This window comes from Stenotrophomonas sp. MYb238 (assembly GCF_009496535.1).
GTDB lineage: Bacteria > Pseudomonadota > Gammaproteobacteria > Xanthomonadales > Xanthomonadaceae > Stenotrophomonas.
The window spans coordinates 16,369-38,819 of sequence record NZ_WIDL01000026.1 but is presented as its reverse complement, the minus strand read 5'-3'; the positions used below and the strand labels follow the sequence as shown (position 1 = coordinate 38,819).

Sequence of the window (22,451 nt, the reverse complement as noted above, 5' to 3'; positions counted from 1 at the left end):
GCCGGTCGGGTAAAATGCGCAGTTCCGCGCTCCAAGCAGACAGTCACGTGAAATCCCTACTCCGCGCCCTGATCGGCCAAGGCATCGAAGCCTTGCGCGCCAACGGCACTCTGCCTGCCGACACCCTGCCGCCGGATTTCGTGGTCGAACGGCCCAAGACCCGCGAGCACGGCGACTTCGCCACCAATGCCGCGATGCTGCTGGCCAAGGCCGCGCGCAGCAACCCGCGCGCCGTGGCGCAGGCACTGGTGTCCGCGCTGCCGCCCAGCGACGACGTCGCCAGCGTCGAGATCGCCGGTCCGGGCTTCATCAACTTCAAGCTGGCACCGGTGGCCTTCCAGCGCGAGACGGCCAGCGTGCTGCGCGAGGGTGCCGACTACGGCCGCAACCTGGGCGGCAACGGCCGCAGCGTCGGCGTCGAATACGTCTCGGCCAACCCAACCGGCCCGCTGCACGTCGGCCACGGCCGCGCCGGCGCCATCGGCGACTGCATCGCGCGCGTGCTGGAAGCCAACGGCTGGAACGCCAAGCGCGAGTTCTACTACAACGACGCCGGCGTGCAGATCGAGAACCTGGCCCGCTCGGTGCAGGCGCGCGCGCGCGGCGTCAAGCCGGGCGACGAACAGTGGCCCGCCGAGGCCTACAACGGCGAGTACATCGCCGACGTCGCCAAGGCCTACCTGCTCGGCCAGACCGTCGAACTGGAAGGCAGCCAGGTGGTCGGCGCCGGCGATGCCGGGGACATCGACGCCATCCGCCGCTTCGCCGTGGCCTACCTGCGCAACGAGCAGAACCAGGACCTGGCCGCGTTCGGCGTGGATTTCGACATCTACTTCCTGGAAAGCTCGCTGTACAAGGACGGCAAGGTCGCCGAGGCGGTGGACCAGCTGATCGCCTCGGGCCATACCTACGAGGAAGGCGGCGCGCTGTGGCTGCGCAGCACCGACTTCGGTGACGACAAGGACCGCGTGATGCGCAAGTCCGACGGCACCTATACCTACTTCCTGCCGGACGTGGCCTACCACCTGAGCAAGTGGCAGCGCGGCTACGAGCGCGCCATCACCGAGCTGGGCGCCGATCACCACGGCTCGCTGGCGCGCGTGCGCGCCGGCCTGCAGGCGCTGGGCGTGGGCATCCCGCAGGGCTGGCCGGAATACGTGCTGCACCAGATGGTGACGGTGATGCGCGGCGGCGAGGAAGTGAAGCTGTCCAAGCGCGCCGGCAGCTACCTGACCCTGCGCGACCTGATCGACGAAGTCGGCAGCGATGCCGTGCGCTGGTTCCTGATCGCGCGCAAGCCCGATTCGCAGCTGACCTTCGACATCGACCTGGCCCGCCAGCAGAGCAACGACAACCCGGTGTTCTACGTGCAGTACGCCCATGCGCGCGTCTGCTCGCTGCTGCGCCAGGCGCAGGAGAAGGGACTGGAGGTCGACCAGGCGCAGGGGCTGGCCACGCTGGCGCAGCTGGACGACGCGGCGTCGCTGGAGCTGATGAACGAGATCTCGCGTTACCCGGAAGTGGTCGAGGCCGCCGGCACTTCGCTGGAACCGCACCTGGTCGCGCAGTACCTGCGTGAATTGGCGCACGCCTTCCACACGTGGTATCACGGGACGCCGGTGCTGGTGGACGATGCCGCCGCACGCAACGCCCGGCTCGCCCTTGCCTGCGCAGCCCGCCAGACGCTCGCCAACGGCCTGGGCCTGCTGGGCGTGAGCGCACCGGAAAAGATGTAAGCAAGGAGAAGTGGCAGAAATGGCAGCACGACGCGGCAAGAACCAGGCCCGGCGCAACAGCGGCAACGGCACGCCCGGCTGGGTATGGCTGGTCGCCGGTGCGGCGATCGCGGCGGTGGCGTTCCTGGCCGCCCCGAACCTGTTCAAGAAGGACGGCGACGGTTTCCTGCGGGCAGGCCCGCAGCCCAATCCCGATGCGCAGCCGGCGCCGGTCGCCGATGCCGACATCGATGCCGGCGCGGACCTGCCGCGTCCGGCCGGGCGCGACGGCGCGACGCCGGCGGACAAGCCGGCCGCGACCCAGTACGACTTCTACACCCTGCTGCCAGGCAAGGAAGTGCAGATGTCCGATGCCGAACTGGCCGCCAGCGCCCGGGCCGAAGAGCAGCGTCGCGCCCAGGCCGCGCGTACGGCGCAGGCCAGCGAAGCCCAGCGCGCGCAGGCCGCGCTGGAAGGCCGTCCGGTACCGCCGACCGCCGCACCGCTGCCCGCGCCGGTCAACGAAGCTCCCCGCCCGACGGCAGCCAGCGAAGGCGCGCCCGCCCGCACCGCTGTGGCCGCCACCACCCCGCCGGCAACGACAGCGGCGGCGGATGCCGCGCCGAAGCGGCCAGAACCGGCACCTGCGGCAACCGCCGCAACCAGCGACAACGTCCGCTACATCCTCCAGGCGGGCGCCTTCGGCGCTTCCGGCGATGCCGAGGCGACCAAGGCCAAGCTGGCGATGATGGGCCTGGCCGCACGCGTGGAATCGGCGCAGATCAACGGCAATACCGTCTACCGCGTGCGCATGGGGCCCTACGGCACCGCCGGCGAACTGGCCGAGGCCAAGGCCAAGCTCAATGGCAGCGGCCTGCAGGCCATGGCCATAAAGGCGCAGTGAAGTCGCCTATGGCGGCTTCACCCCAAAGTTTGTGAAACAAACTTTGGGCCCCGTGCCCGTTATCCCCACAACCCCGCGCCTGTCGGCGCGCCCCTTGACTCAAGGGGGCTGTTTCTTCGGTGGGTGGGCTGCATGCGTTCTGGATGCCCCCTTGGGATCCCACTGCGTAGGAGCGACTTCAGTCGCGATGGTTGGCAGTAGTGCCGCTTGGCGGTGCATCACCCAACGATTTACGAAGCAATCCTTGGGTCCCGCGCCTGTTATCCCCATACCCCAGCGCCTGTGGGTGCGCCCTTGATTCAAGGGGCTGTTGCTCCAGCAAGCCCTCGTAGGAGCGGCTTCAGCCGCGATGGGGCTTTGCCGAAATCTGCCTACGTAGATGCAGGCGCTGCCGCACTGGGTTCCGGGGGAAAGCCCCTTCGCGGCTGAAGCCGCTCCTACGGGGAAGCCGGTCATGGCTGGAGTTGCTCCTGCGTCTCCGCGTGCCCAGCGATTCCCGCGTCCGGCGAAGGTGCGAGAATTCCCGGTCCCCGCACACGGAGCCTGCCCTATGTCCAAGACCGTCCTGATCACCGGCGCCACGTCCGGTTTCGGCGCCGCCGCCGCACGCCGCTTCGCCACGGCCGGCTGGAAGGTGGTCGCCACCGGCCGCCGTGCCGCACGCCTGCAGCCGCTGGTGGACGAATTCGGCGCCGAGCGGGTGCATGCCGCCGCCTTCGACATGCGCGACGCCGCGGCGATGGACGCGGCGCTGGCCGCGCTGCCGCCGGCGTTCCGCGGCATCGACCTGCTGGTCAACAACGCCGGGCTGGCGCAGGGTACCGCCGCCGCCCAGCATGCCAGCCTGGAAGACTGGCGCACGATGATCGACACCAACATCACCGCGCTGGTCACCCTCACCCACCGCCTGCTGCCACAGCTGATCGAGCGCCGCGGCGCGATCATCAACATCAGCTCCACCGCCGCGATCTACCCGTATCCGGGCGGCAACGCCTACGGCGGCACCAAGGCCTTCGTCAGCCAGTTCTCGCTGGGCCTGCGCGCCGACCTGCATGGCACCGGCGTGCGCGTGACCGCGATCGAGCCGGGCATGGCCGAGACCGAGTTCACCCTGGTGCGCACCCATGGCAACCAGGCCGCCTCGGACCAGCTCTACAAGGGCGCCAACCCGATGACCGCGCAGGACATCGCCGAGCAGATCTTCTGGGTCGCCAGCCTGCCGCCGCACCTGAACGTCAACCGCCTGGAACTGATGCCGGTCAGCCAGTCGTTCGCCGGTTTCCAGGTCGCGCGCGAAAGCTGACGCGCCCGCTCGGCAAGCGGGCGGCGCGACGCCCTTCAGGCAGGCGCTTCGCCGGCGTGGATGCGGTAGCCGTTCTTGCCGCCGCCCTTGATCTGGTACATGGCCCGGTCCGCGCACTCCAGCAGGTCGCCCAGCGTATCGCCGTGCAGCGGATACAGGCTGACGCCGATGCTCGCGCCCAGTACGTACTCGCGTCCCTCCACCAGCAGCGGCGCGGTGAACTCGCGCAGCAGCTTCTGCGCGATGCTGTGGGCATGGTCCGCATCCTCCAGCTGGGTGCAGATGGCGACGAACTCGTCGCCGCCGATGCGGGCGCAGATGTCGGTGCTGCGCGTGGACTGGCGCAGCCGCGCGGCCAGTCGCTTGAGCACCTCGTCGCCGACCCGGTGGCCGGCGCGGTCGTTGACCGGCTTGAAGTTGTCGACGTCGATGTAGATCACCGCGGCCAGCTGATGCGGGCGATGGGCCAGGATCAGCGCATTCTCGAACAGCGTGCGCATGTAGCGCTGGTTGCTCAGGCCGGTCAGCGGATCCTGGAAGGCCATGTCCAGCGCGCGCGACTCGGCTTCCAGCAGGCGTTTCTGGAAACTCAGCAACACCGCGGCCAGCAACGAGAAGTACTGCGTCAGCGCCAGCGCCGTACCGATCATGAAGCCCTGGGTGAGCCAGTCCGGCATGCGCGCCATGAACGGGAACGTGGCCCAGTGCAGCGCCAGCAGCAGGCTGGCCGAGGCGGTGATCGACAGCAGCCGCGGCGCCAGCAGCTGCCGCCGGCTCCATACGGCCCAGCCGGCATAGACCTGGAAAACGGCATTGAACAGCGCCACTCCGCCATCGCGCAGCAGCGGCGAGATCCCGCCGGCCCAGGCCAGCACGATCCACGCCTCGATCACCAGCAGCGCGATCCAGAAACCGCGTGGACGCGCCGGCACTTCGAAAAAGCGCACCAGCCCCATCACCAGGCAGAACTTCTCGATCACGTTGATCGAGGCATAGACCGCTACCGCGGCGTCATGTCCGCTCCGGTCGTCGAACACGACGACGAGCGCCAGCCGCGCGGCCAGCGCGAACAGCATCGCCACGGCCCACCAGCCGGCACCGGGATTGATCCGCGGCGTGCGCTGCACCCACAGGAACAGCAGGAAGAAGACGAAATAGACGGTTGAACCGATCGTATGGACGATCTCGTACGGCATGTGGGCACCCCCTGTTGTGCCTTTCCACACGTAAGCGCGATCCATGCCAGGCAGGCCTGTCCCGGAATGGGATGCCGCTTCCTTCGTTCCCCTGCCGCACTATCGGCCCAATGTGACGGACATTACAAGTCTTCTGCGACTATCGTCACTCTATTCGACGCAGCCGGAACCCGGCGCGGCATGGATGGCCCCGCAGCATCCGCCCGGTTGCCGCGCACGCGATGGGCGGCGGGTTACGCGGGCGAACGCAGGGACGGCAGACACGAAGGCGGCGGCTTCCGCCGCCGCCTGATCGACCGGGCCGCATGCCGCCGCGGTGCTCAGCCCAGCGGTTCGTCCGACAGGTAGGTATAGCCGGTGAGGCCGGCTTCCAGCGCCGCATCCAGTTCGGCCGCGCGCGCGGCCGGCAGGTCGGCGGCAGCCACGCGCTGGCGATAGGCCGCACGCAGTTCGTCCAGTCGGTAGCCGACGTAGTCGAGCATCACGTCGGTGGTGTCGCCGCGGCGCTGCTGGGCGATGCGATAGCCGGCGCCATCGACCGTGACTTCCACCGCGTCGGTGTCGCCGAACAGGTTGTGGATGTCGCCGAGGATCTCCTGGTAGGCGCCGACCAGGAAGAAGCCGATGCGGTAGCTCTCGCCATGGCGCACGGCATGCAGCGGCAGCGAGCTGTCCAGGCTCTCGTTCTCGACATAGGTCTTGACCATGCCGTCGGAGTCGCAGGTCATGTCGGCGATCACGCCGCGGCGTTGCGGGCGCTCGTCCATGCGCTCGATCGGCATGATCGGGAACACCTGGTCGATCGCCCAGGCATCCGGGATCGACTCGAACACGCTGAAATTGACGAAGTACTTGTCGACCAGGCGGTCGTTCAGTTCGTCCAGCGCCGGGCGGTGGCTCTTTTCGTCATAGCTCAGGCGCGCGCGCACGCCGTTGGCGATGGCGTAGAACAGGTCGTCGATGCGCGCGCGCTGCGGCAGGTCGATCTGGCCCAAGGCGTAGGCGCTCAGGCCTTCGGCGTGGAAATGCTGGGCTTCCTGGAACAGCTCCACCGCCGGGCGCTGGTCCAGTTCGTCATGGATCTCGCGCAGGTGGCGGACGGCGGCCGGCTCGTCGTCGTGCGCTTCCGGCACGCGGCCTTCGGCCGCCTGCTCCACCTCGGACACGTTGGCGATCAGCACCGCATGGTGGGCGGTCATCGCGCGGCCGCATTCGGTGACGATGCGCGGCTGCGGCAGGCCATTGGCCTCGCAGGCCTCGGCCAGCGGCTGCACGATGTTGCTGGCGTAGGCGTTGAGCCCGTAGTTGATCGAGCAGTAGCTGCGCGAGCGGGTGCCTTCGTAGTCGATGCCCAGGCCGCCGCCGACGTCCACGTGGCTGATCTTCGCGCCCAGCCGCGACAGCTCGACGAAGTAGCGGGTGGCCTCGCGCATGCCGTTGGCGATGTCGCGCACGTTGCTGATCTGGCTGCCCATGTGGAAGTGCAGCAGGTTCAGGCAGTCGGCGTATTCGGTGTCGCGCAGCGACTTCCACAGGTCCAGCAGCTGCCGCGGCGACAGCCCGAACTTGGCCTTGTCGCCGCCGCTGTTCTGCCACTTGCCCGCGCCCAACGAGGCCAGGCGCATGCGCACGCCCAGGCCCGGCTTCACGTCCAGCGCCCTGGATTCCTCCAGCACCAGCTTCAGCTCGGAGGGCTTCTCGATGACGATGAAGGTCTGCAGGCCCAGCTTGCGGCCGATCAGCGCCAGGCGGATGTACTCGCGGTCCTTGTAGCCGTTGCAGACGATCAGCCCGCCCGGGCGCGACAGCGCCAGCACGGCCATCAGCTCGGGCTTGGAACCGGCCTCCAGGCCGAAGCCCTCGCCGTGGTGGCTGGCCAGGGTGCCGGCCACGCCGCGGTGCTGGTTGACCTTGATCGGGTACACGGCGGTATAGCCGCCGGCGTAGTCCCAGTCGCGCTGGGCCTGGGCGAACGCCGCCTGCAGCTTGCCCAGGCGCTGGCCGAGGATGTCCGGGAAACGCACCAGCAGCGGCAGCTTGGCGCCGGCGGCGCGGGCCGAATCGACGATTTCAGGCAGCGACACGGCCGGCCCCTGCGCGCCGGTGGGGCGCACCACGACGTGCCCGGCGGCATCGACGTCGAAATAACCGTCGGACCAGTGCGGGATCGAATAGGTCTTGCGGGCCTGGTCGAGGGACCAATCGCTCATCGGCGTAGCAACTCTCGGCTGTGGATAAGAATGGCGCGCATTCTAACGCCTGCGGGGCAAGGGTCCGTTACAATCCGCGCCCGCGCCTTCAGGCCCCTCTCCCACCGGGAGAGGGGTTGGGGTGAGGGTACGGGCGAAGCCTCACGGTGTTTGATTGCACGAGGCTTCGCCCGCACCCTCATCCGGCGCTTCGCGCCACCTTCTCCCGGGGGGAGAAGGAACAGCCCTTCCTCCCAGGAGCATCGCCATGACCACCAACGAGAACTGGTTCATCGAACACTTCCAGCCGACCGGCTCTGCCATCGGTTTCCGCATCACCGGCAAGCTGGATGAGGTGCAGTCGCCGTTCCAGAAGATCGAGATCTACGACAGCACCGACTGGGGCAAGCTGATGGTCATCGACGGCGCCATGATGCTGACCTCCAGGGACAACTTCTTCTACCACGAGATGATCAGCCACCCGGTGCTGTTCACCCACCCGGCGCCCAAGCGCGTGGTGATCATCGGCGGCGGCGACTGCGGCACCCTGCGCGAGGTGCTCAAGCACCCGGGCGTGGAAAGCGCCACCCAGTGCGACATCGACGAGCAGGTCACGCGCATGGCCGAGAAGCATTTCCCGGAACTGTGCGAATCCAACGGCGACGCCCGCGCCGAACTGCTGTTCGACGACGGCGTGGCCTACATGGCCAACTGCGCCCCGGGCAGCGTGGACGTGGTGATCGTGGACTCCACCGACCCGGTCGGCCCGGCCGAAGGCCTGTTCAACAAGGCCTTCTTCGAGAGCTGCTTCCGCGCCCTGAAGGACGATGGCCTGCTGGTGCAGCAGAGCGAGTCGCCGCTGGCCCTGCTGGACCTGATCAAGGACATGCGTGCGGAAATGGGCAAGGCCGGCTTCCAGTCGTTCAAGACCCTGCCGTTCCCGCAGCCGTGCTACCCGACCGGCTGGTGGTCGGTGACCGTGGCCAGCAAGCAGGCCGGTTTCGGCTTCGGCTTCCGCCAGGCCGACGCCGCCGCCAAGCCGTTCGACACGCTGTACTACACCGCCCCGCTGCACACCGGCGTGCTGGTCAGCCCGCCCTTCGTGGCCAAGGCGCTGGGAGAGTAAGTCCGGCCTTCGCCAGAAAAACCCCGCGGCGACGCGGGGTTTTTCTGGCGCACAGGGATGGGTGCAACCCTGCGGGCGGCTTCGTGATGAAAACGACTGCCCTGCCGCTTTTTCATTGCCGCCTCTCGTGGCGACCGGTTGCCATGACCTCACCCGGCGAGGGCGGATTCCTTGGATCACGAAGCCGCAACCCCGACAAACCCGCTGCACGGCATGCGCCGACATCCGGGGCACGCCGATTCTCGGTTTCCACGTTCGCGCCGGGCAACACCCGTCGCGGCCGTTCGTGGTCAGCCCTGGAAATCGCGCCAGAGCGGGATGCCGCGCCGGCGCGCGCTCCAGCGCCCGTACAGCCCCATCGTCAGGCCGAACAGCACGCCGGCCAGCACCGCCGCCAGCAGCGCCATGCCCGCCGGCATCTGCGAACGGCGCCACATCATCAACCACATCACCAGGCCCCACACCGGCCCGAAGAAGGCGCCGGTCAACAGGGCGGTGGGCGCGAAGCCCGCCATCGGCGGCGGCGGCACGCGGAAGCCGAGCTTCCACAGCAACCGGTACAGCAGCGGCGCGGATGTACCGCGTGGCAGGCCCTTGCCGTCCAGCAGCACGAGCGCCCGCTGCAGGCGCCGGTCGAAGTCCCCGTCAGTGGCGGCCATGAATCAGAGCGCGTCGGCGTCGAGCTCGCCGGTGCGGATGCGCACCACGCTGCCCAGGTCGTAGACGAACACCTTGCCGTCGCCGATCTTGCCGGTGCCGGCGGCCTTGACGATGGCTTCCACCACCTCGTCGGCCTGGGCGTCGGTGACCGCCACCTCGATCTTCACCTTGGGCAGGAAATCGACCACGTACTCGGCGCCGCGGTACAGCTCGGTATGGCCCTTCTGCCGGCCGAATCCCTTGACCTCGGTGACCGTGATGCCGGCCACGCCACGTTCGGCGAGCGCCTCGCGCACGTCGTCCAGTTTGAACGGCTTGACGATGGCCATGATCATTTTCATCGGTCGTTTCCCTGTCGGTGTGCCGGTGGAAGGATAGCCTGCCCGGCCCCGGCCGGGCAGGCCGGTGTGCCGCCGCAGGCACCAAGGGATTATCCTTACCTCCCTACGCAACAGAGCCCGATGGCCGCGGTTGCGGGCGGCGCCTAACCTGCCAGCCTGCCCTGCGGAGACTTCCCATGATCGACCTGAACCACATCGATGCGCTGGCCCGCCGCCTGAGCGACCTGGTGCCGCCAGGACTGCGCGAATCGCGCGAGGAACTGCAGGCCACCTTCAAGAGCGCGCTGCAGGCCGGCCTGGCCAGGCTGGACCTGGTCACCCGCGAGGAGTTCGAGGTGCAGCGCGCCGTGCTGCTGCGCACCCGCGAGAAGCTGGACGCGCTGGAACAGGCCGTCGCCGCACTGGAAAAGCGTCCCGCCAGCGACGCCTGAGGCGCCGGCCATGAGCCTGGCGCTGGTGCACAGCCGTGCACGCGCCGGGGTGCATGCGCCGCCGGTACGGGTCGAGGTGCATCTGTCCGGTGGGCTGCCCTGCACCCAGATCGTGGGCCTGCCGGAAGCGGCGGTGCGCGAATCCCGCGACCGCGTGCGTGCGGCCATCCTCTGCGCGCAGTTCGAGTTCCCGGCCCGGCGCATCACCATCAACCTGGCCCCGGCCGACCTGCCCAAGGACGGCGGCCGCTTCGACCTGCCGATCGCACTGGGCATCCTCGCCGCCAGCGGGCAGATCGACCGCCAGGCGCTGTCCGGCCACGAATTCATCGGCGAACTGGCGCTGACCGGCGAACTGCGCGGCGTGGATGGCGCGCTGCCGGCCGCCATCGCCGCGGCGCGGGAGCAGCGCACGCTGGTGGTGGCGCCGGGCAACGCCGAAGAGGCAGCGCTCGCCCGGCAGGCGACGGTCAAGGTCGCGCGTACCCTGCTGGAAGTCTGCGCCTGCCTCACCGGCGAGAAGGCGCTGCCGGACGCGCAGGTCGCCGCCACCGAACCCGCCCCGCTGCCGGATCTTGCCGACGTGCGCGGACATGCGCAGGCAAGGCGTGCGCTGGAGATCGCCGCGACCGGCGGGCACCATCTGCTGCTGGTCGGCTCGCCCGGCTGCGGCAAGACCCTGCTGGCCTCGCGGCTGCCCGGCATCCTGCCCGAAGCCAGCGAGGCCGAAGCGCTGGAAACCGCCGCCATCGCCTCGGCCGGCCGGCACGGCGTGGACCCGGCGCGCTGGCGGCAGCGGCCATACAGATCGCCGCACCACACGGCCAGCGCGGTGGCGCTCGTCGGCGGGGGTTCGTTTCCACGTCCCGGCGAAGTGTCGCTTGCCCATAACGGTGTCCTGTTTCTCGACGAGCTACCCGAGTGGAAACGACCGACATTGGAGGTGCTGCGCGAGCCGCTGGAATCGGGCGTGGTCACCATCTCGCGGGCGGCGCGCAGCATCGAGTTTCCGGCCTGCTTCCAGCTCGTGGCGGCCATGAACCCGTGCCCTTGCGGGTGGGCCGGCGACCGCAGCGGTCGCTGCCGCTGTTCCGGGGATGCGATCGCCCGCTATCGCGCCCGCATCTCCGGTCCGCTGCTGGACCGCATCGACCTGCAGCTGCAGGTTCCGCGCCTGCCGCCGGCCGAACTGCACGGCGATGCGCCGCCCGGGGAAAGCAGCGCCACCGTACGGGAGCGGGTGGCGCAGGCCCGCTTCCGCCAGCTGCAGCGGGCGGGCAGGCCCAATGCCCGGCTGGAACCCGGGCAGACCCTGCGCGACTGCGTGCTGGCCCGGGCCGACCAGGCACTGCTCGAACAGGCAATGGAACGCCTGCAGCTGTCAGCGCGCTCGATGCACCGCATCCTGCGCGTGGCCCGCACCATCGCCGACCTGGCCGGTGGCGGCCCCATCGAACGCGCGCACCTCGCCGAGGCCATCGGCTACCGCCAGCTGGATCGCGGCTCTCCGGACGGTTCGCAGTAAGGCAGGCAATCTACCGCCGCGGACGCCGACGGGAATGCTCTGACGGCGTTACTCCACGCCACACATCCGACCTGCAGCTGCAGGTTCCGCGATTGCCACCGGCCAAGCAGCGTGGCTTCACGAAACCCCTTTCGGCGGATGGAATCCCCGTAAGAGCGGCTTCAGCCGCGAACACCCGTAGATGCGGGGCTCGCCCCGCATGGGGCCTTACCGGCACAGCCCCGCCAGGCGACGCCCGGCGCTACACAACGCCGCAAGTCGCTGGGATCGCACCTCCCCGACATGTCCCGGAGCGGGCAGTGCCCGGCGGCAGGGTGTCGATGAACAGGCACCGCTCCGGCGCTACGGGACACGCGGGCTATCGAAACGTGCGTATCCGGTAAAGCGCGGCAATACCGCCGGACTCCAGCCGGGCCTGCCGTCGAGCAGGGCACGCTTGCTGAATTCGCCGGCTCGCGCCCGCCATCCACCCCGCTCCATGTGGCCAACAAGGAACGCCAACGATCCCGGGCCACGGCCTGTCCGGCCTATCGCACCGCCCAGCCCGCCCACGGTCGCCCCGGATGCGACGACAATGGCCCAACATCCCCTTCCTCTTCCCCTCCCGCGGAGCCGGACATGGACAGGATCGAACGCCCCTTCTTCCCGATCATCTACGTGCGCGGTTACGCCATGACCCGCTCGGAGATCGTCGAGACCACCTCCACGCCGTACATGGGCCTGGAGGCCGGCTCCACCAAGATCCGCCAGGCGCAGGACGGCTCGGTGGTGAAGTTCGTGTTCGAGTCGCCGCTGGTGCGGCTGATGAAGGACTACGGCTACCGCGACGTCTACGACGGCGGCGCCGAGCTGCGCGGCGGCATTTCGCCGCGCAGCATCGTCATCCACCGCTATTACGACGTGGCCGACCCGGCGTTCGGCGACGGCAAGGCGCCGTCGATCACCGAGGCCGCCGCCAGCCTGGGCCGGCGCATCCTGGAACTGCGCGACAGCGTATGCGGCGACAACGCCAACCAGCGCCGCGACTTCCGCGTGTACCTGGTCGCGCATTCGATGGGCGGGCTGATCTGCCGCTGCCTGCTGCAGAACCCGGAGGTCGCCAGCGCCGAGGCGCGCACGCTGGTGGACAAGGTGTTCACCTACGCCACCCCGCACAACGGCATCGACATCGCCGGCATCAACGTGCCCGACTTGCTGTCGATCAACGACATGAACAACTTCAACCGCGGCAACATGGCGCGCTACCTGAAGGTGTCCAGGGACAAGGCCAACACGCTGGGCGATTCCGGCTTCCCGCCCGAGCGCATGTTCTGCCTGATCGGCACCAACAGCCGCGACTACGCGGTGGCGCGCGGGCTGTCCTCGTTCGCGGTCGGCGCGTTCAGCGACGGCCTGGTGCGCATCGCCAACGCCTATGTCGAAGGCGCGCCGCGGGCCTTCGTCAACCGCAGCCACAGCGGCTACTTCGGCATCGTCAATTCCGAGGAGGGCTACCAGAACCTGTCGCGCTTCCTGTTCGGCGACATCTGCGCCACCGCGCAGCTGGACATCACCGCGCTGGCGCTGCCGCCGGAAGTGGAGGCCGCGCGCAAACGCGGCAGGCAGGTGCGTTCCTCGTACTACATCGAGGCCACCGTGGCCCCGCGCGGCGCCTATACCTACCAGCTCACCGCGCGCACCCAGGCCAACGAGTGCGCGGTGCGCCGCGAATACAGCGACATCTTCGATGCGGACGGCAACGTACGCCGCGACGCACGCGCGCCGGTGCTGTTTTCGGTGTTCCTGGACAGCCGCCGCATCCTGGCCGGCAGCGAAGTCGCCTTCTCCATCGAGCTGGCGGTATGCAACGCCGGCTACGAGGTCGATGGCGCGCTGTTCCTGAAGAACCACATTCCCGGCGAGTACCTGTTCCGCAACACACTGGTGCTGTTCGCCAAACCCGACGGCGACAGCTGGCGGCTGCGTTATGTCTGGGGCGACGACCAATGGGCCGGCGGACCGAAGACGCCGGCCGAGCTGGACAGCGCCAAGGCCCGGGCGATCGGCATCAGCCAGCAGTCGCCCAATGTGTTCACGGTGCCCCTGTCTTCGGCCAAGGGCTTCGCGGCGGAGCTGAAGATCGCACTGTCGGATTGGGAGTGAGGCGGGAAACAGGCCACTGAAGGCGGCGCGTCCTTGCGGGTGCCGGAGCGGATGGACGGGGGAAGCCCACGTCGCGCCGCCCAGCGCCACGTCGGCACGCGACTCGCGGACTCGCGAAGTGTTCAACCTGAAACAGCGTGAAGTGGTCGAGGGCCCGTGTCGGCGATCTTCTAGCGCCTGGGCGTACACAACCGCGCCCAGGCCAGCGTGATGCAGCGCGCCGACACGCTGCTGGTCAAGCTGCAGGGCGGGCGGACGCTGCTGGCGCTGGCCGAAGGCGAGAAGCCGCAGATGCTGCCGATGCCGGGCCCGCTACGTACCACGCCGATGCCGACGGTGGCTGCAAACCGTGCGGTGTTCAGCGCCTCTCCGCACTGGAACCGGGCGGCACGCAGCGCCCGGTCGTCGGCTCTGTCGGGCGCTGCGAAGGTAGCGCATCGCCTGCGTCGCCCCGTCGGGGTACTCCCCGTGCGCCGCGCTAGTGGAAATCCCGCGAGCGGGTCTGCAGGTCGCCCAGCAGGTGGCTGAGGTCGTGCAGGTCGCGGGCGATCAGGTGCTGCACGCCGTCCACCTGCTCCCAGCGCCCGCGTACCGCCATCAGCCGCGCGCCCAGCAGCACCTTGCGCCGGCGCGCGGCCAGGTGCTGCCACACCACGACATTGAGCGGGCCGTGTTCGTCCTCGAGGGTAACGAACACCGTGCCCTTGGCCGTGCCCGGGCGTTGCCGCTGCACGACGAGGCCCGCCACGTGCGCGCCGCGCCCATGCGGCAGCTGCCGGACCTGGGCGATGTCGAGCACGCGCTCGCGCCGCAGCCGCGCGCGCAGCAGCGACAGCGGGTGTTCGCCGAGGGTGAGGCCGAGCGTGCGGTAGTCGGCCAGCACGTCCTCGCCGGCCGAAGGTGGCGGCAGCTCCACGGCGTCCTCGTCGGGGCTGCCGGGCAGCAGCGGCCGCTGCCGCTCGATCCCGGCCACGTCCCAGCGCGCGGCGTGGCGGTGCCCGGCCAGGGCCTGCAGCGCGCCGGCCTCGGCCAGCGCGCGCCGCGCCCGGTCGTCCAGGCCGGCGCGCAGGCACAGGTCGCGCACGTCGGCGAACGGGCGCCGGACACGCGCGGCGACAATGGCCGATGCCACGGCTTCCGACAGCCCGGCCACCTGGCGCAGGCCCAGGCGGATCGCCGCCTGGCCTTCGTCGTCGTCCTTGCCGCGGCGCATCCGCCCGCCTTCCAGCGTGTTGTCCCATTCGCTGCAGGTCACGTCCACCGGCCGTACCTCCACGCCGCGGCGTCCACCGCGGCCCTCGCGGCGCGCGTCCTGCACGATCTCGCTGGGCGAGTAGAAGCCCATCGGCTGCGCATTGAGCAGGGCGCAGGCGAAGGCCGCCGGTTCGTGGCGCTTGAGCCAGCTGCTGATGTAGACCAGCTTGGCGAACGAAGCGGCATGGCTCTGCGGAAAACCGTAGGAACCGAAACCCTTGATCTGCTCGAAGATCTGGTCGATGAATTCGTCGGAGTAGTTGTTGCCCCGCATCCGTTCGCGGATGCGCACACGGTGCGGCTCCATGTCGCCGCCCCGGCCCCAGGCCGCCATCGAACGGCGCAGGACATCGGCTTCGCTGTGGCTGTACTTGGCCGCAACGATGACCAGTTCCATCACCTGTTCCTGGAACAGCGGAATGCCGCAGGTTCGCTCGAGGATTTCGGCCAGCGCGTCCGGGCAGGTCGCTTTCTCCTTGCCCTGCCGCCGCCGCAGGTAGGGATGCACCATGCCGCCCTGGATCGGCCCCGGGCGCACGATCGCCACCTCGATCACCAGGTCGTAGAAGCACCTGGGTTTGAGCCGCGGTAGCATGCTCATCTGCGCGCGCGATTCGATCTGGAACACGCCCACGGTGTCGGCGGCCTCGATCATGTCGTAGGTATTGGAGTCGTCGGCAGGCGCTGCCAGATCGACGCGATGGCCGCGATGGCGCTCCACCAGCTCCAGCGCCTTGCGGATACAGGTGAGCATGCCCAGCGCCAGGCAGTCGACCTTGAGCAGCTTCATCGTCTCCAGGTCGTCCTTGTCCCACTGGATGATGGTGCGCCCGTCCATGGCCGCGTTCTCCACCGGCACCACGGTGGACAGCGGCGCATCGCCGATGACGAAACCGCCCACATGCTGCGACAGGTGGCGCGGGTGGCCGCGCAGCTGCGCGGTGACCGCCATCAGCCGCCGGATCAGCGGGTTGTCCGAGTCGAAGCCGGCCTCGCGCAGCCGTTGCGCCATCGGCACCTGGCCATGGCTGTGACCGTGGCAGCCGGCCATCAGCGCGATCTGGTCCGGCGGCAGGCCGAAAGCGCGCGCCACGTCGCGCACCGCGCTCTTGCCGCGGTAGCGGATCACGGTGGCCGCCAGCGCGGCGCGGTGGCGGCCGTACTTGGCGTAGACGTACTGCAGCACTTCCTCGCGCCGCTCGTGCTCGAAATCCACGTCGATGTCCGGCGGCTCGTCGCGCTCGCGCGACAGGAAGCGCGCCATCAGCAGCCGGCTCTCGGAGGGATTCACCACGGTGATGCCCAGCGCGAAGCACACCGCCGAGTTGGCCGAGGAGCCGCGACCCTGGCACAGGATGTCGCGTTCCTTCGCGAAGCGCACGATGTCCTGCACGGTCAGGAAGAAGGCCTCGTACTGCTTGTAGGCGATCAGTTCCAGTTCGCTGTCGATCTGCCGGACCACATCGGGCGGCGTTCCTTCCGGCCAGCGTTCGCGCATGCCGCGTTCGGTCAGTTCGCGCAGCCAGGTGGTGGGCGTGTGCCCGTCGGGCACCAGCTCGGCCGGGTAGCGGTACTGCAGCTGGCTCATGTCGAAAGTGCAACGGCGCGCCAGCCGCACCGCGTTGTCCAGCAACTCGGGCGGATGGATGTTGCCCAGCGCGCGGCGGGTGCGCAGGTGGCGCTCGCCGTTGCGGAACAGGTGCGCGCCACAGTCGGCCAGCGGCAGGTTGTGGCGGATGGCGGTCATCGTGTCCTGCAGCATGCGGCGGCGGCGCACGTCCATGTGCGCGTCGCCGCTGGCCAGCGGCGTCATCCGCAGGACCTCGGCCAGCGCCAGCAGTCGCTGCAGCCGCGCGGCGTCGTCCTGTTCGCGGTGCAGTTCCACCGCCAGGTGCGCGCGCGCGCCGAACCGCGCCTGCAGCCAGCTGCCCTGTTCCTCCTGTGGCTGTGCAGCAGGCAGCCACAGGGCGAACAGACCCGAAGCGTCCGGATCGATGCCGTCCAGCACCGCTTCCACGTCGGAACGCGCGAGCAGGTAATCGCCCTTGCCGGCGGCGCGGCGGCCGCGGGTGATCAGTTCGCACAGCCGCGTGTAGCCGGCGGCGGTTTCCACCAGCAGCACGCAGCGCAGGCCGCAGGCCAGGGCGAACTCGCTGCCGACCACCAGCTTCACGCCGCTGGCGCGTGCCGCTTCCCAGGCGCGCACGATGCCGGCCAGCGAGCACTCGTCGGTGATCGCCAGTGCTTCGTAGCCGCAGTCGCGCGCGCGCGCGAACAGTTCCTCGGCGCTGGCCGCGCCGCGCAGGAAGGAAAAGTCGGACAGGCAGTGCAGTTCGGCGTAGGCAGGCAGGTTTTCCTCGCCGGGCGCGCCGTCGTTGGCGGCTTCGCGGCCCAGCCGCTGCGCCACCTCCCAGGCGCGCGGCGCGCGGGTGCCGGCATGCGAATCGCGCGATTCGCGCCGGCTCACGCGAACCACCCGTGCAGCATCCAGCCGCCCTGCTCGCCCGGCGGTGCGAACGCCCAGGCGCGCTGGCCCTGCGAGGTTTCCAGCACGTAGTAGTCGCGGCGCGCGTCGTCGCCGTCCCACCAGCCGCTTTCCAGCCGTTCCGGGCCGGCGACGATGCGCGGGCGCGGATCACGCAGCGGCACCGGCTGCGGCAGCAGCCAGGCCGGCCGCGGCGGCAGCCCCGGTGCCGCATCGCCGATGCGGCCGTCGTCGCCCTGCAGCGGCCGCCAGGCGCGTTCCGGACGCGGGTCGCAGGTGGGCGTGATGCGGTGTACCGCGGTGTCTCCCAACCGCGCGCGCAGCCGCTCGCGCAGCTGCGGCCACGGCTGCTGCTGGCGCGCGCGCGGATCGAACAGGTCGCGCGAGGCCGGCACGAACGGCGGCAGCTCGCGCGCCAGCAGGCGCAGCGCGACCACCGGCTGGTCGATCCGCACCTGCTCCAGGCGGTTGCGCACCAGCTCGAACAGCAGCGCCGGCTCGCGCTCGGCGGCCAGCAGCCCCACCGCCACGTCGCTGTGGCCCTGCTCGTGTTCCAGCCGCAGCACGAAACGCTGCACGCCGCCATCGCGCACCGACAAATAGGTGCACAGGTCGCCGACCAGGCGGCGCAGCGGGAACAGCAGCGCGGTATGGCTCTCCACCTCGTAGCCCAGTTCCAGCCGCGCGTCGAAGTGGTCCGGCGGCGCGTAGTACGCCAGCGGGTCGTCGGCCTGACCGTAGAGCCGATCCAGGTGTTCCAGCAGCGCCAGGCCGAAGCGGCGGCGCAGCGCGTCGCGCGGCAGCGCGCGCAGCGTGCGCAGGTCGCCGATGCCCATGTGCCGCAGGCGCTCGCCGCCATCCTCCGGCAACCGCGCGCGGCGCACCGGCACGCGGTCCAGCAGGGCTGCCATCGCCGCCGGCTGCGTCACCGCCAGACCGTCGCGCAGGCCAGCCAACACCTGCGCGGCGCGCGGCGTCGGCGCCAGTGCGATGCGGTGGCTGAAGCCCAGCAGTTCCAGTTCCTCGCGCAGCCGCGCCTCGATGCGCGGCCAGGGACCGAGCAGGGCGAAGCTGGCGCGCACTTCCAGCACGATGCAGCCAGGCCACTGCGCGCTGACCAGCGAACTGTGCCGGTAGGCCCACGCGGCGAGGAAACGCTGCCAGCGTTCCTCGGCCTGCGGATCGTGCTCGACCAGGGCCAGCCCGGGCAGCAGCGCATGCGCGGCAGTCAGGCGCATGCCGGCCTGCACGCCGGCGGCGGACGCGGCGGCGTTGACCGCATGCAGGGTGCGCAGCTGCGCCGGGCCGGTGACCAGCGCCAGCGGCGCCTGCGGATCGGGGCAGCGGCGGAGGACGGCGTCCAGCGCCAGCTGCGGCAGCAGTACACAGGCCCAGAGCATGGCCGCGCCTCAGCGCGCGGCCAGGGCGAAGACGCGCGCCGGCGCCGGACCGCCACGGCATTTGCGCACCTGCCAGGCGCTGCCGCCGTGCGCGTCGCGCACCGCCTCCAGGCGCAGCGCGGCCGGCGAGGGATTGGCGGCATGGCGGCGGTCGCGCAGGGCGAAGCCCAGGCACTGGCCGCTGTCGGCGGCCACCTGCAAGCGTCGCAGCGCCTGCGCATCGGCGTGCAGCGGCCAGCCCAGCACCGCGGCGCAGGCGCCGCTGCGCAGGCATTGTTCGAATGCCCACAGCGCATCGCGCGGCGTGGCCTGCACGATCTCCAGCCGCTCCAGCGCCACGCCCGCGGCCTGCCAGGCCGGTGCATAGGGAACGTAGGGCGGCGCCACCACCGCCACCGTCGCGCCGGCCTCGCTCAACCGCGCCAGGGTCGGCAGCAGCAGGGCCAGTTCGCCCACGCCATCGGCCGGCAGCAGCAGTTCGGTCAGCGCATGCCGCGGCCAGCCGCCCTGCGGCAGCAGCGCATCGAGCGCGGCATGGCCGGTGGGCTCGCCCAGCGCCGCGGCCGACGCACGCCCGGCATGCCACAGCGTCTGCGCGGCCAGCAGGCTGTCGAGGGCGACCACCGTGCCCATTCAACCCGGGCGTACCAGCCCGCAGTAGACGCCTTCGATGGCGAAGTCCTGGCCCGGCCGCACCTCGATCGGCGCATGCGCGCGGTTGCGCGGCAGCAGGCGGATGCGGCGCGGCCCGCGCTGCAGGCGCTTGATGGTCAGCTCGCCATCCACGCGCGCCACCACGGTCTGGCCGTCGCGCGCCTCCGGCGTGCGCTGCACGCCCACCAGGTCGCCGTCGAGGATGCCGTCGTCGATCATCGAATCGCCCTGCACCCGCAGCAGGTAGTCCGGGCGCAGCGCGAACAGCCGCCGGTCCAGCCAGAACTGCTGGTCCAGGCCGATGTCGGCGCCGATCGGCTGGCCCGCGGCCACCCGCCCCAGTACCGGCAGCGGCAGCAGGTCGGCATCGCCGCCGGGCAGGCGCAGGCCGCGCTTGCGCCCCGGCACCTGCTCCAGCAGGCCCTCGGCCAGCAGCGCCTGCACATGCTTCTGCGCGGCGTTGCGCGAGGAAAAGCCGAAAGCCGCGGCGATCTCGGCCAGGCTGGGCGCGCGCCCGGCCGCCAGCTCCCCGCGCAGGAAGGCGAGGACGGCGGCGCGTTGCGGTGGCAGGTCGGCGGGGATCATGGGTGTACATTTGTACACCCATCGCCTTGCCGGGGCCAGTGGAAGCCGCAGAGGGGAACTGCGGATGACGGCAGCAGACAATCCCCTGGCGCGCTTCCGGGATCACCTGCCGATGGCCCGGAAGATGCCCGCCACCCCTGATGGGCACAACCAGGAAAGCCGGAGCCATTGCTCCGGCTTTCTTCTCGCCATTGTCGAAAGGGCGGTCGTGCTGAGTTGATCGGCAGGGACCATGCCTGCACGCCAGGCTTGCAGGATGGTCAGAGTTCCTGCCGCTCAGAACTCCGGCAGGTTTTCGAGATTGTCCCGGGGCAAGCCGTTATCCACGGTCTTGATGTATTCGACGCCGTTGACCCTGATGACGTAGACCGGTTGCCCCTTCTGCCACTGGCCGTTGGCCTGGGGGATGGTGATGAACGTGACCCCGTCCTTGATCGCTTTGACGATGACCGCGCGCTCATGCTCGGCAGGCGGCCCGAAGCTGTCGCCGTTGTCCTGATGGATGCGTACCCGGTCGATGTGCGTATGTGCCGCGTCGTACCGGACAGCCGAAATGCCGTAATCCGCCCACTTGGTCATGTTGCCTCCTGCATTTGATTGGCAGGGCAGTTGTAATGGGGAGGCATCCCATGGGCTGCGACGTAAAGACAGAAGGCCGCCTCGATGAGCGGCCTTCCCACACGACCCCGGAAGCACCCCATAGGGGCGGGATCACGCAGAGCGTCGCAAGTGATTGGCGCTCTGGAAAAGATGGCGCGCCCGGAGGGATTCGAACCCCCGACCAATGGCTTCGGAAGCCACTACTCTATCCGGCTGAGCTACGGGCGCGTTGTGTGTCGCAGCGGGAGCGTATGGCTCCCTGCCGACCGGCGCTGCCGGGCGGAGGCGCATTCTAACGGCAAATGCATGCGCAGGTCTGCCCCCGTCGCGCCTTCGCTTCGCAACGGGCCGCCAGGCCCGGCTGGTAACCTGTGCGCATGGGTTACGAACGATACGAACGAGAGCCGGCGCCCGCGTCCTCGCGGCTGGCCAGCTACTGGAAACTGATGCGCGCCGACCGGCCGATCGGCACCCTGCTGCTGCTGTGGCCTACGTGGTGGGCGCTGTGGCTGGCCTCCGGCGGCCTGCCGGCGCCGTGGACGCTGTTCGTGTTCACCGCCGGCGTGTGGCTGACCCGCTCGGCCGGCTGCGTGATCAACGACTACGCCGACCGCTGGCTGGACCCGCACGTCAAGCGCACCAAGGATCGCCCGCTGGCCACAGGCGCGGTGTCCGGGCGGCAGGCGCTGGCGCTGTTCGCCGGACTGATGCTGGTCGCGTTCGCGCTGGTGCTGACCCTGAACGCGCTGACCATCGGCCTGAGCTTCGTCGGCGTATTCCTGGCCGCCACCTATCCCTATCTCAAGCGCTACACCCACCTGCCGCAGGTCTACCTGGGCATGGCCTTCGGCTGGGGCATCCCGATGGCCTTCGCCGCGGTGCAGGGCGAAGTGCCGGCGCTGGGCTGGGTGCTGTACGCGGCCAACATCCTGTGGTCCACCGCCTACGACACCTGGTATGCGATGGTCGACCGAGACGACGACCTGAAGGTCGGCTCGCATTCCACCGCCATCCTGTTCGGCGACCTGGACCTGGTGATCCAGGGCATCCTCTACGCGCTGTTCTTCGCGGCGATGGCGCTGGTCGGGCAGCGCGCCGGACTTGGCACGATGTACTGGGCCGGGCTTGGCGTGGCGGCGGCAATGGTGATGTGGGAGTTCTGGCTGTGCCGCAGGCGCGAGCGCGAAGCCTGCTTCCGCGCCTTCCTGCACAACAACTGGGTCGGGGCCGCGCTGTTCGCTGGCATCGTCGCCAGCCAGTACCTGCACTGACACGCAGCGGCCCGCCCCACGGCGGGCCGCATGCTTGAACGACCGTGCCGATGGCTCAGACGGCGGTCCTGCCCAGGCGGCGCAGGCGGAACGCGACCACGACCTGCAGCACGCCATAGACCAGCGCCATCGCGCCGATCCACAGCGAGGTGACCATCAGCCCGCCCAGCGGGTTGAGCGCGAACATCACGCCCAGCGCCACCGCCAGCAGGCCGCTGAGGACCAGCAGCCATTCGCCGCGGATATGCCTGCGCACGCGGATGGCGAAGACGATGCGGTAGATGCCGCCGACCACCAGCCACGCCGCCAGGAACAGCAGCAGCACGCTCGCCGTCGCCAGCGGGTTGAGGATGGCCAGCACGCCGAAGGCGATGGACACCAGCGCGTAGAACACCGCCCAGCCGCGCGAGACCGGCGCCGAACCGCCGACCGCCGATGCCAGCGCCACCACGCCCTCGACGATCGCCATCACGCCCAGCCACATCGCCAGCACCGCAGCGGTGCGCACCGGCGCCATCAGCGCCAGCACGCCGAAAGCCACCGCGAACAGGCCGAACAGCAGCACCACCCACCAGTGGCGGGACAGCGTGCCGAACAACGGGCCGGCCGGGAAATCCGGGTTGCCATTCATGTCATCGCTCCTTGCTGATCAGGGGGAAACCTTTGCCGG

At 69.9% G+C, this 22,451-nt stretch carries 18 protein-coding genes and 1 tRNA gene; 8 read left to right on the top strand and 11 right to left on the bottom strand.

All coding sequences use genetic code 11. From position 1 onward, the window contains the following. The first annotated feature begins 47 nt into the window (after positions 1 to 47). The 3 genes from argS to CQ393_RS15565 all read left to right on the top strand — a co-directional run bounded on the left by argS (position 48) and on the right by CQ393_RS15565 (position 3,922). Positions 48 to 1,736 (top strand): arginine--tRNA ligase, encoded by a 1,689-nt coding sequence (gene argS / locus CQ393_RS15575; protein ID WP_343199998.1) that lies wholly within the window; start codon positions 48 to 50, stop codon positions 1,734 to 1,736. A gap of 19 nt (positions 1,737 to 1,755) precedes the next feature. Beyond that, complete coding sequence (locus CQ393_RS15570) at positions 1,756 to 2,619, top strand: SPOR domain-containing protein (protein ID WP_153192786.1); 864 nt, start codon at positions 1,756 to 1,758, stop codon at positions 2,617 to 2,619. 550 nt (positions 2,620 to 3,169) lie between these two features. Beyond that, the gene (locus tag CQ393_RS15565; RefSeq protein ID WP_153192784.1) at positions 3,170 to 3,922 is read left to right on the top strand and encodes an SDR family NAD(P)-dependent oxidoreductase; all 753 of its coding nucleotides are present in this window, start codon (positions 3,170 to 3,172) and stop codon (positions 3,920 to 3,922) included. Positions 3,923 to 3,957: 35 nt separating this feature from the next. On the opposite strand, the gene CQ393_RS15560 is transcribed toward CQ393_RS15565, so the two are convergent. Together CQ393_RS15560 and speA are read right to left on the bottom strand one after the other, a co-directional pair. After that, on the bottom strand, positions 3,958 to 5,118 hold the full coding sequence (locus tag CQ393_RS15560; protein ID WP_153192782.1) for a GGDEF domain-containing protein: 1,161 nt from the start codon (positions 5,116 to 5,118) through the stop codon (positions 3,958 to 3,960). Between the two features lie 320 nt (positions 5,119 to 5,438). Continuing rightward, a complete protein-coding gene (speA, locus tag CQ393_RS15555; protein ID WP_153192781.1) occupies positions 5,439 to 7,328 on the bottom strand; it encodes an arginine decarboxylase in 1,890 nt (629 codons plus the stop codon). A gap of 247 nt (positions 7,329 to 7,575) precedes the next feature. On the opposite strand from speA, the gene speE reads away from it, so the two are divergent. Then, positions 7,576 to 8,433: a polyamine aminopropyltransferase gene (gene speE / locus CQ393_RS15550; protein WP_153192779.1), complete on the top strand. Its 858-nt coding sequence runs from the start codon at positions 7,576 to 7,578 to the stop codon at positions 8,431 to 8,433. 290 nt (positions 8,434 to 8,723) lie between these two features. Here the strand turns inward: speE and CQ393_RS15545 are convergent, their stop codons facing one another. Both CQ393_RS15545 and CQ393_RS15540 read right to left on the bottom strand, forming a co-directional pair. Next, positions 8,724 to 9,092, bottom strand: a complete 369-nt coding sequence (locus CQ393_RS15545; RefSeq protein WP_153192777.1) for a DUF6404 family protein — start codon at positions 9,090 to 9,092, stop codon at positions 8,724 to 8,726. Between the two features lie 3 nt (positions 9,093 to 9,095). Continuing rightward, positions 9,096 to 9,434, bottom strand: coding sequence for a P-II family nitrogen regulator (locus CQ393_RS15540; RefSeq protein WP_054662546.1), 339 nt, complete (start codon positions 9,432 to 9,434; stop codon positions 9,096 to 9,098). A 176-nt stretch (positions 9,435 to 9,610) separates the two neighbouring features. Here CQ393_RS15540 and CQ393_RS15535 point away from each other — a divergent pair, with 176 nt between their 5' ends. From CQ393_RS15535 to CQ393_RS15525, 3 genes are all read left to right on the top strand, one after another. Continuing rightward, on the top strand, positions 9,611 to 9,865 hold the full coding sequence (locus CQ393_RS15535) for an accessory factor UbiK family protein (protein ID WP_055773016.1): 255 nt from the start codon (positions 9,611 to 9,613) through the stop codon (positions 9,863 to 9,865). 10 nt (positions 9,866 to 9,875) lie between these two features. Next, entirely contained in the window at positions 9,876 to 11,390 is a 1,515-nt protein-coding gene (locus tag CQ393_RS15530) for a YifB family Mg chelatase-like AAA ATPase (protein ID WP_153192775.1), read from the top strand. A gap of 618 nt (positions 11,391 to 12,008) precedes the next feature. Continuing rightward, complete coding sequence (locus tag CQ393_RS15525; RefSeq protein WP_153192773.1) at positions 12,009 to 13,532, top strand: hypothetical protein; 1,524 nt, start codon at positions 12,009 to 12,011, stop codon at positions 13,530 to 13,532. 478 nt (positions 13,533 to 14,010) lie between these two features. On the opposite strand, the gene CQ393_RS15520 is transcribed toward CQ393_RS15525, so the two are convergent. The 6 genes from CQ393_RS15520 to CQ393_RS15495 form a co-directional block, all read right to left on the bottom strand. Continuing rightward, positions 14,011 to 17,253: an error-prone DNA polymerase gene (locus CQ393_RS15520; protein WP_343199997.1), complete on the bottom strand. Its 3,243-nt coding sequence runs from the start codon at positions 17,251 to 17,253 to the stop codon at positions 14,011 to 14,013. Beyond that, the gene (locus CQ393_RS15515) at positions 17,250 to 18,671 is read right to left on the bottom strand and encodes a DNA polymerase Y family protein (protein ID WP_153192771.1); all 1,422 of its coding nucleotides are present in this window, start codon (positions 18,669 to 18,671) and stop codon (positions 17,250 to 17,252) included. Before CQ393_RS15515 ends, CQ393_RS15520 begins: the two co-directional genes overlap by 4 nt. A gap of 9 nt (positions 18,672 to 18,680) precedes the next feature. Beyond that, positions 18,681 to 19,304: a translesion DNA synthesis-associated protein ImuA gene (gene imuA / locus CQ393_RS15510; RefSeq protein ID WP_153192769.1), complete on the bottom strand. Its 624-nt coding sequence runs from the start codon at positions 19,302 to 19,304 to the stop codon at positions 18,681 to 18,683. Then, positions 19,305 to 19,910 (bottom strand): transcriptional repressor LexA, encoded by a 606-nt coding sequence (gene lexA / locus CQ393_RS15505; RefSeq protein ID WP_153192767.1) that lies wholly within the window; start codon positions 19,908 to 19,910, stop codon positions 19,305 to 19,307. Between the two features lie 276 nt (positions 19,911 to 20,186). Further along, on the bottom strand, positions 20,187 to 20,489 hold the full coding sequence (locus tag CQ393_RS15500) for a DUF3892 domain-containing protein (protein ID WP_153192765.1): 303 nt from the start codon (positions 20,487 to 20,489) through the stop codon (positions 20,187 to 20,189). 172 nt (positions 20,490 to 20,661) lie between these two features. Next, positions 20,662 to 20,738 (bottom strand) — tRNA-Arg (locus CQ393_RS15495). A 149-nt stretch (positions 20,739 to 20,887) separates the two neighbouring features. Here CQ393_RS15495 and ubiA point away from each other — a divergent pair. Continuing rightward, the gene (gene ubiA, locus CQ393_RS15490; RefSeq protein WP_153192763.1) at positions 20,888 to 21,781 is read left to right on the top strand and encodes a 4-hydroxybenzoate octaprenyltransferase; all 894 of its coding nucleotides are present in this window, start codon (positions 20,888 to 20,890) and stop codon (positions 21,779 to 21,781) included. Between the two features lie 55 nt (positions 21,782 to 21,836). On the opposite strand, the gene CQ393_RS15485 is transcribed toward ubiA, so the two are convergent. After that, complete coding sequence (locus CQ393_RS15485; protein ID WP_153192761.1) at positions 21,837 to 22,412, bottom strand: HdeD family acid-resistance protein; 576 nt, start codon at positions 22,410 to 22,412, stop codon at positions 21,837 to 21,839. Between the last annotated feature and the right edge of the window lie 39 nt (positions 22,413 to 22,451).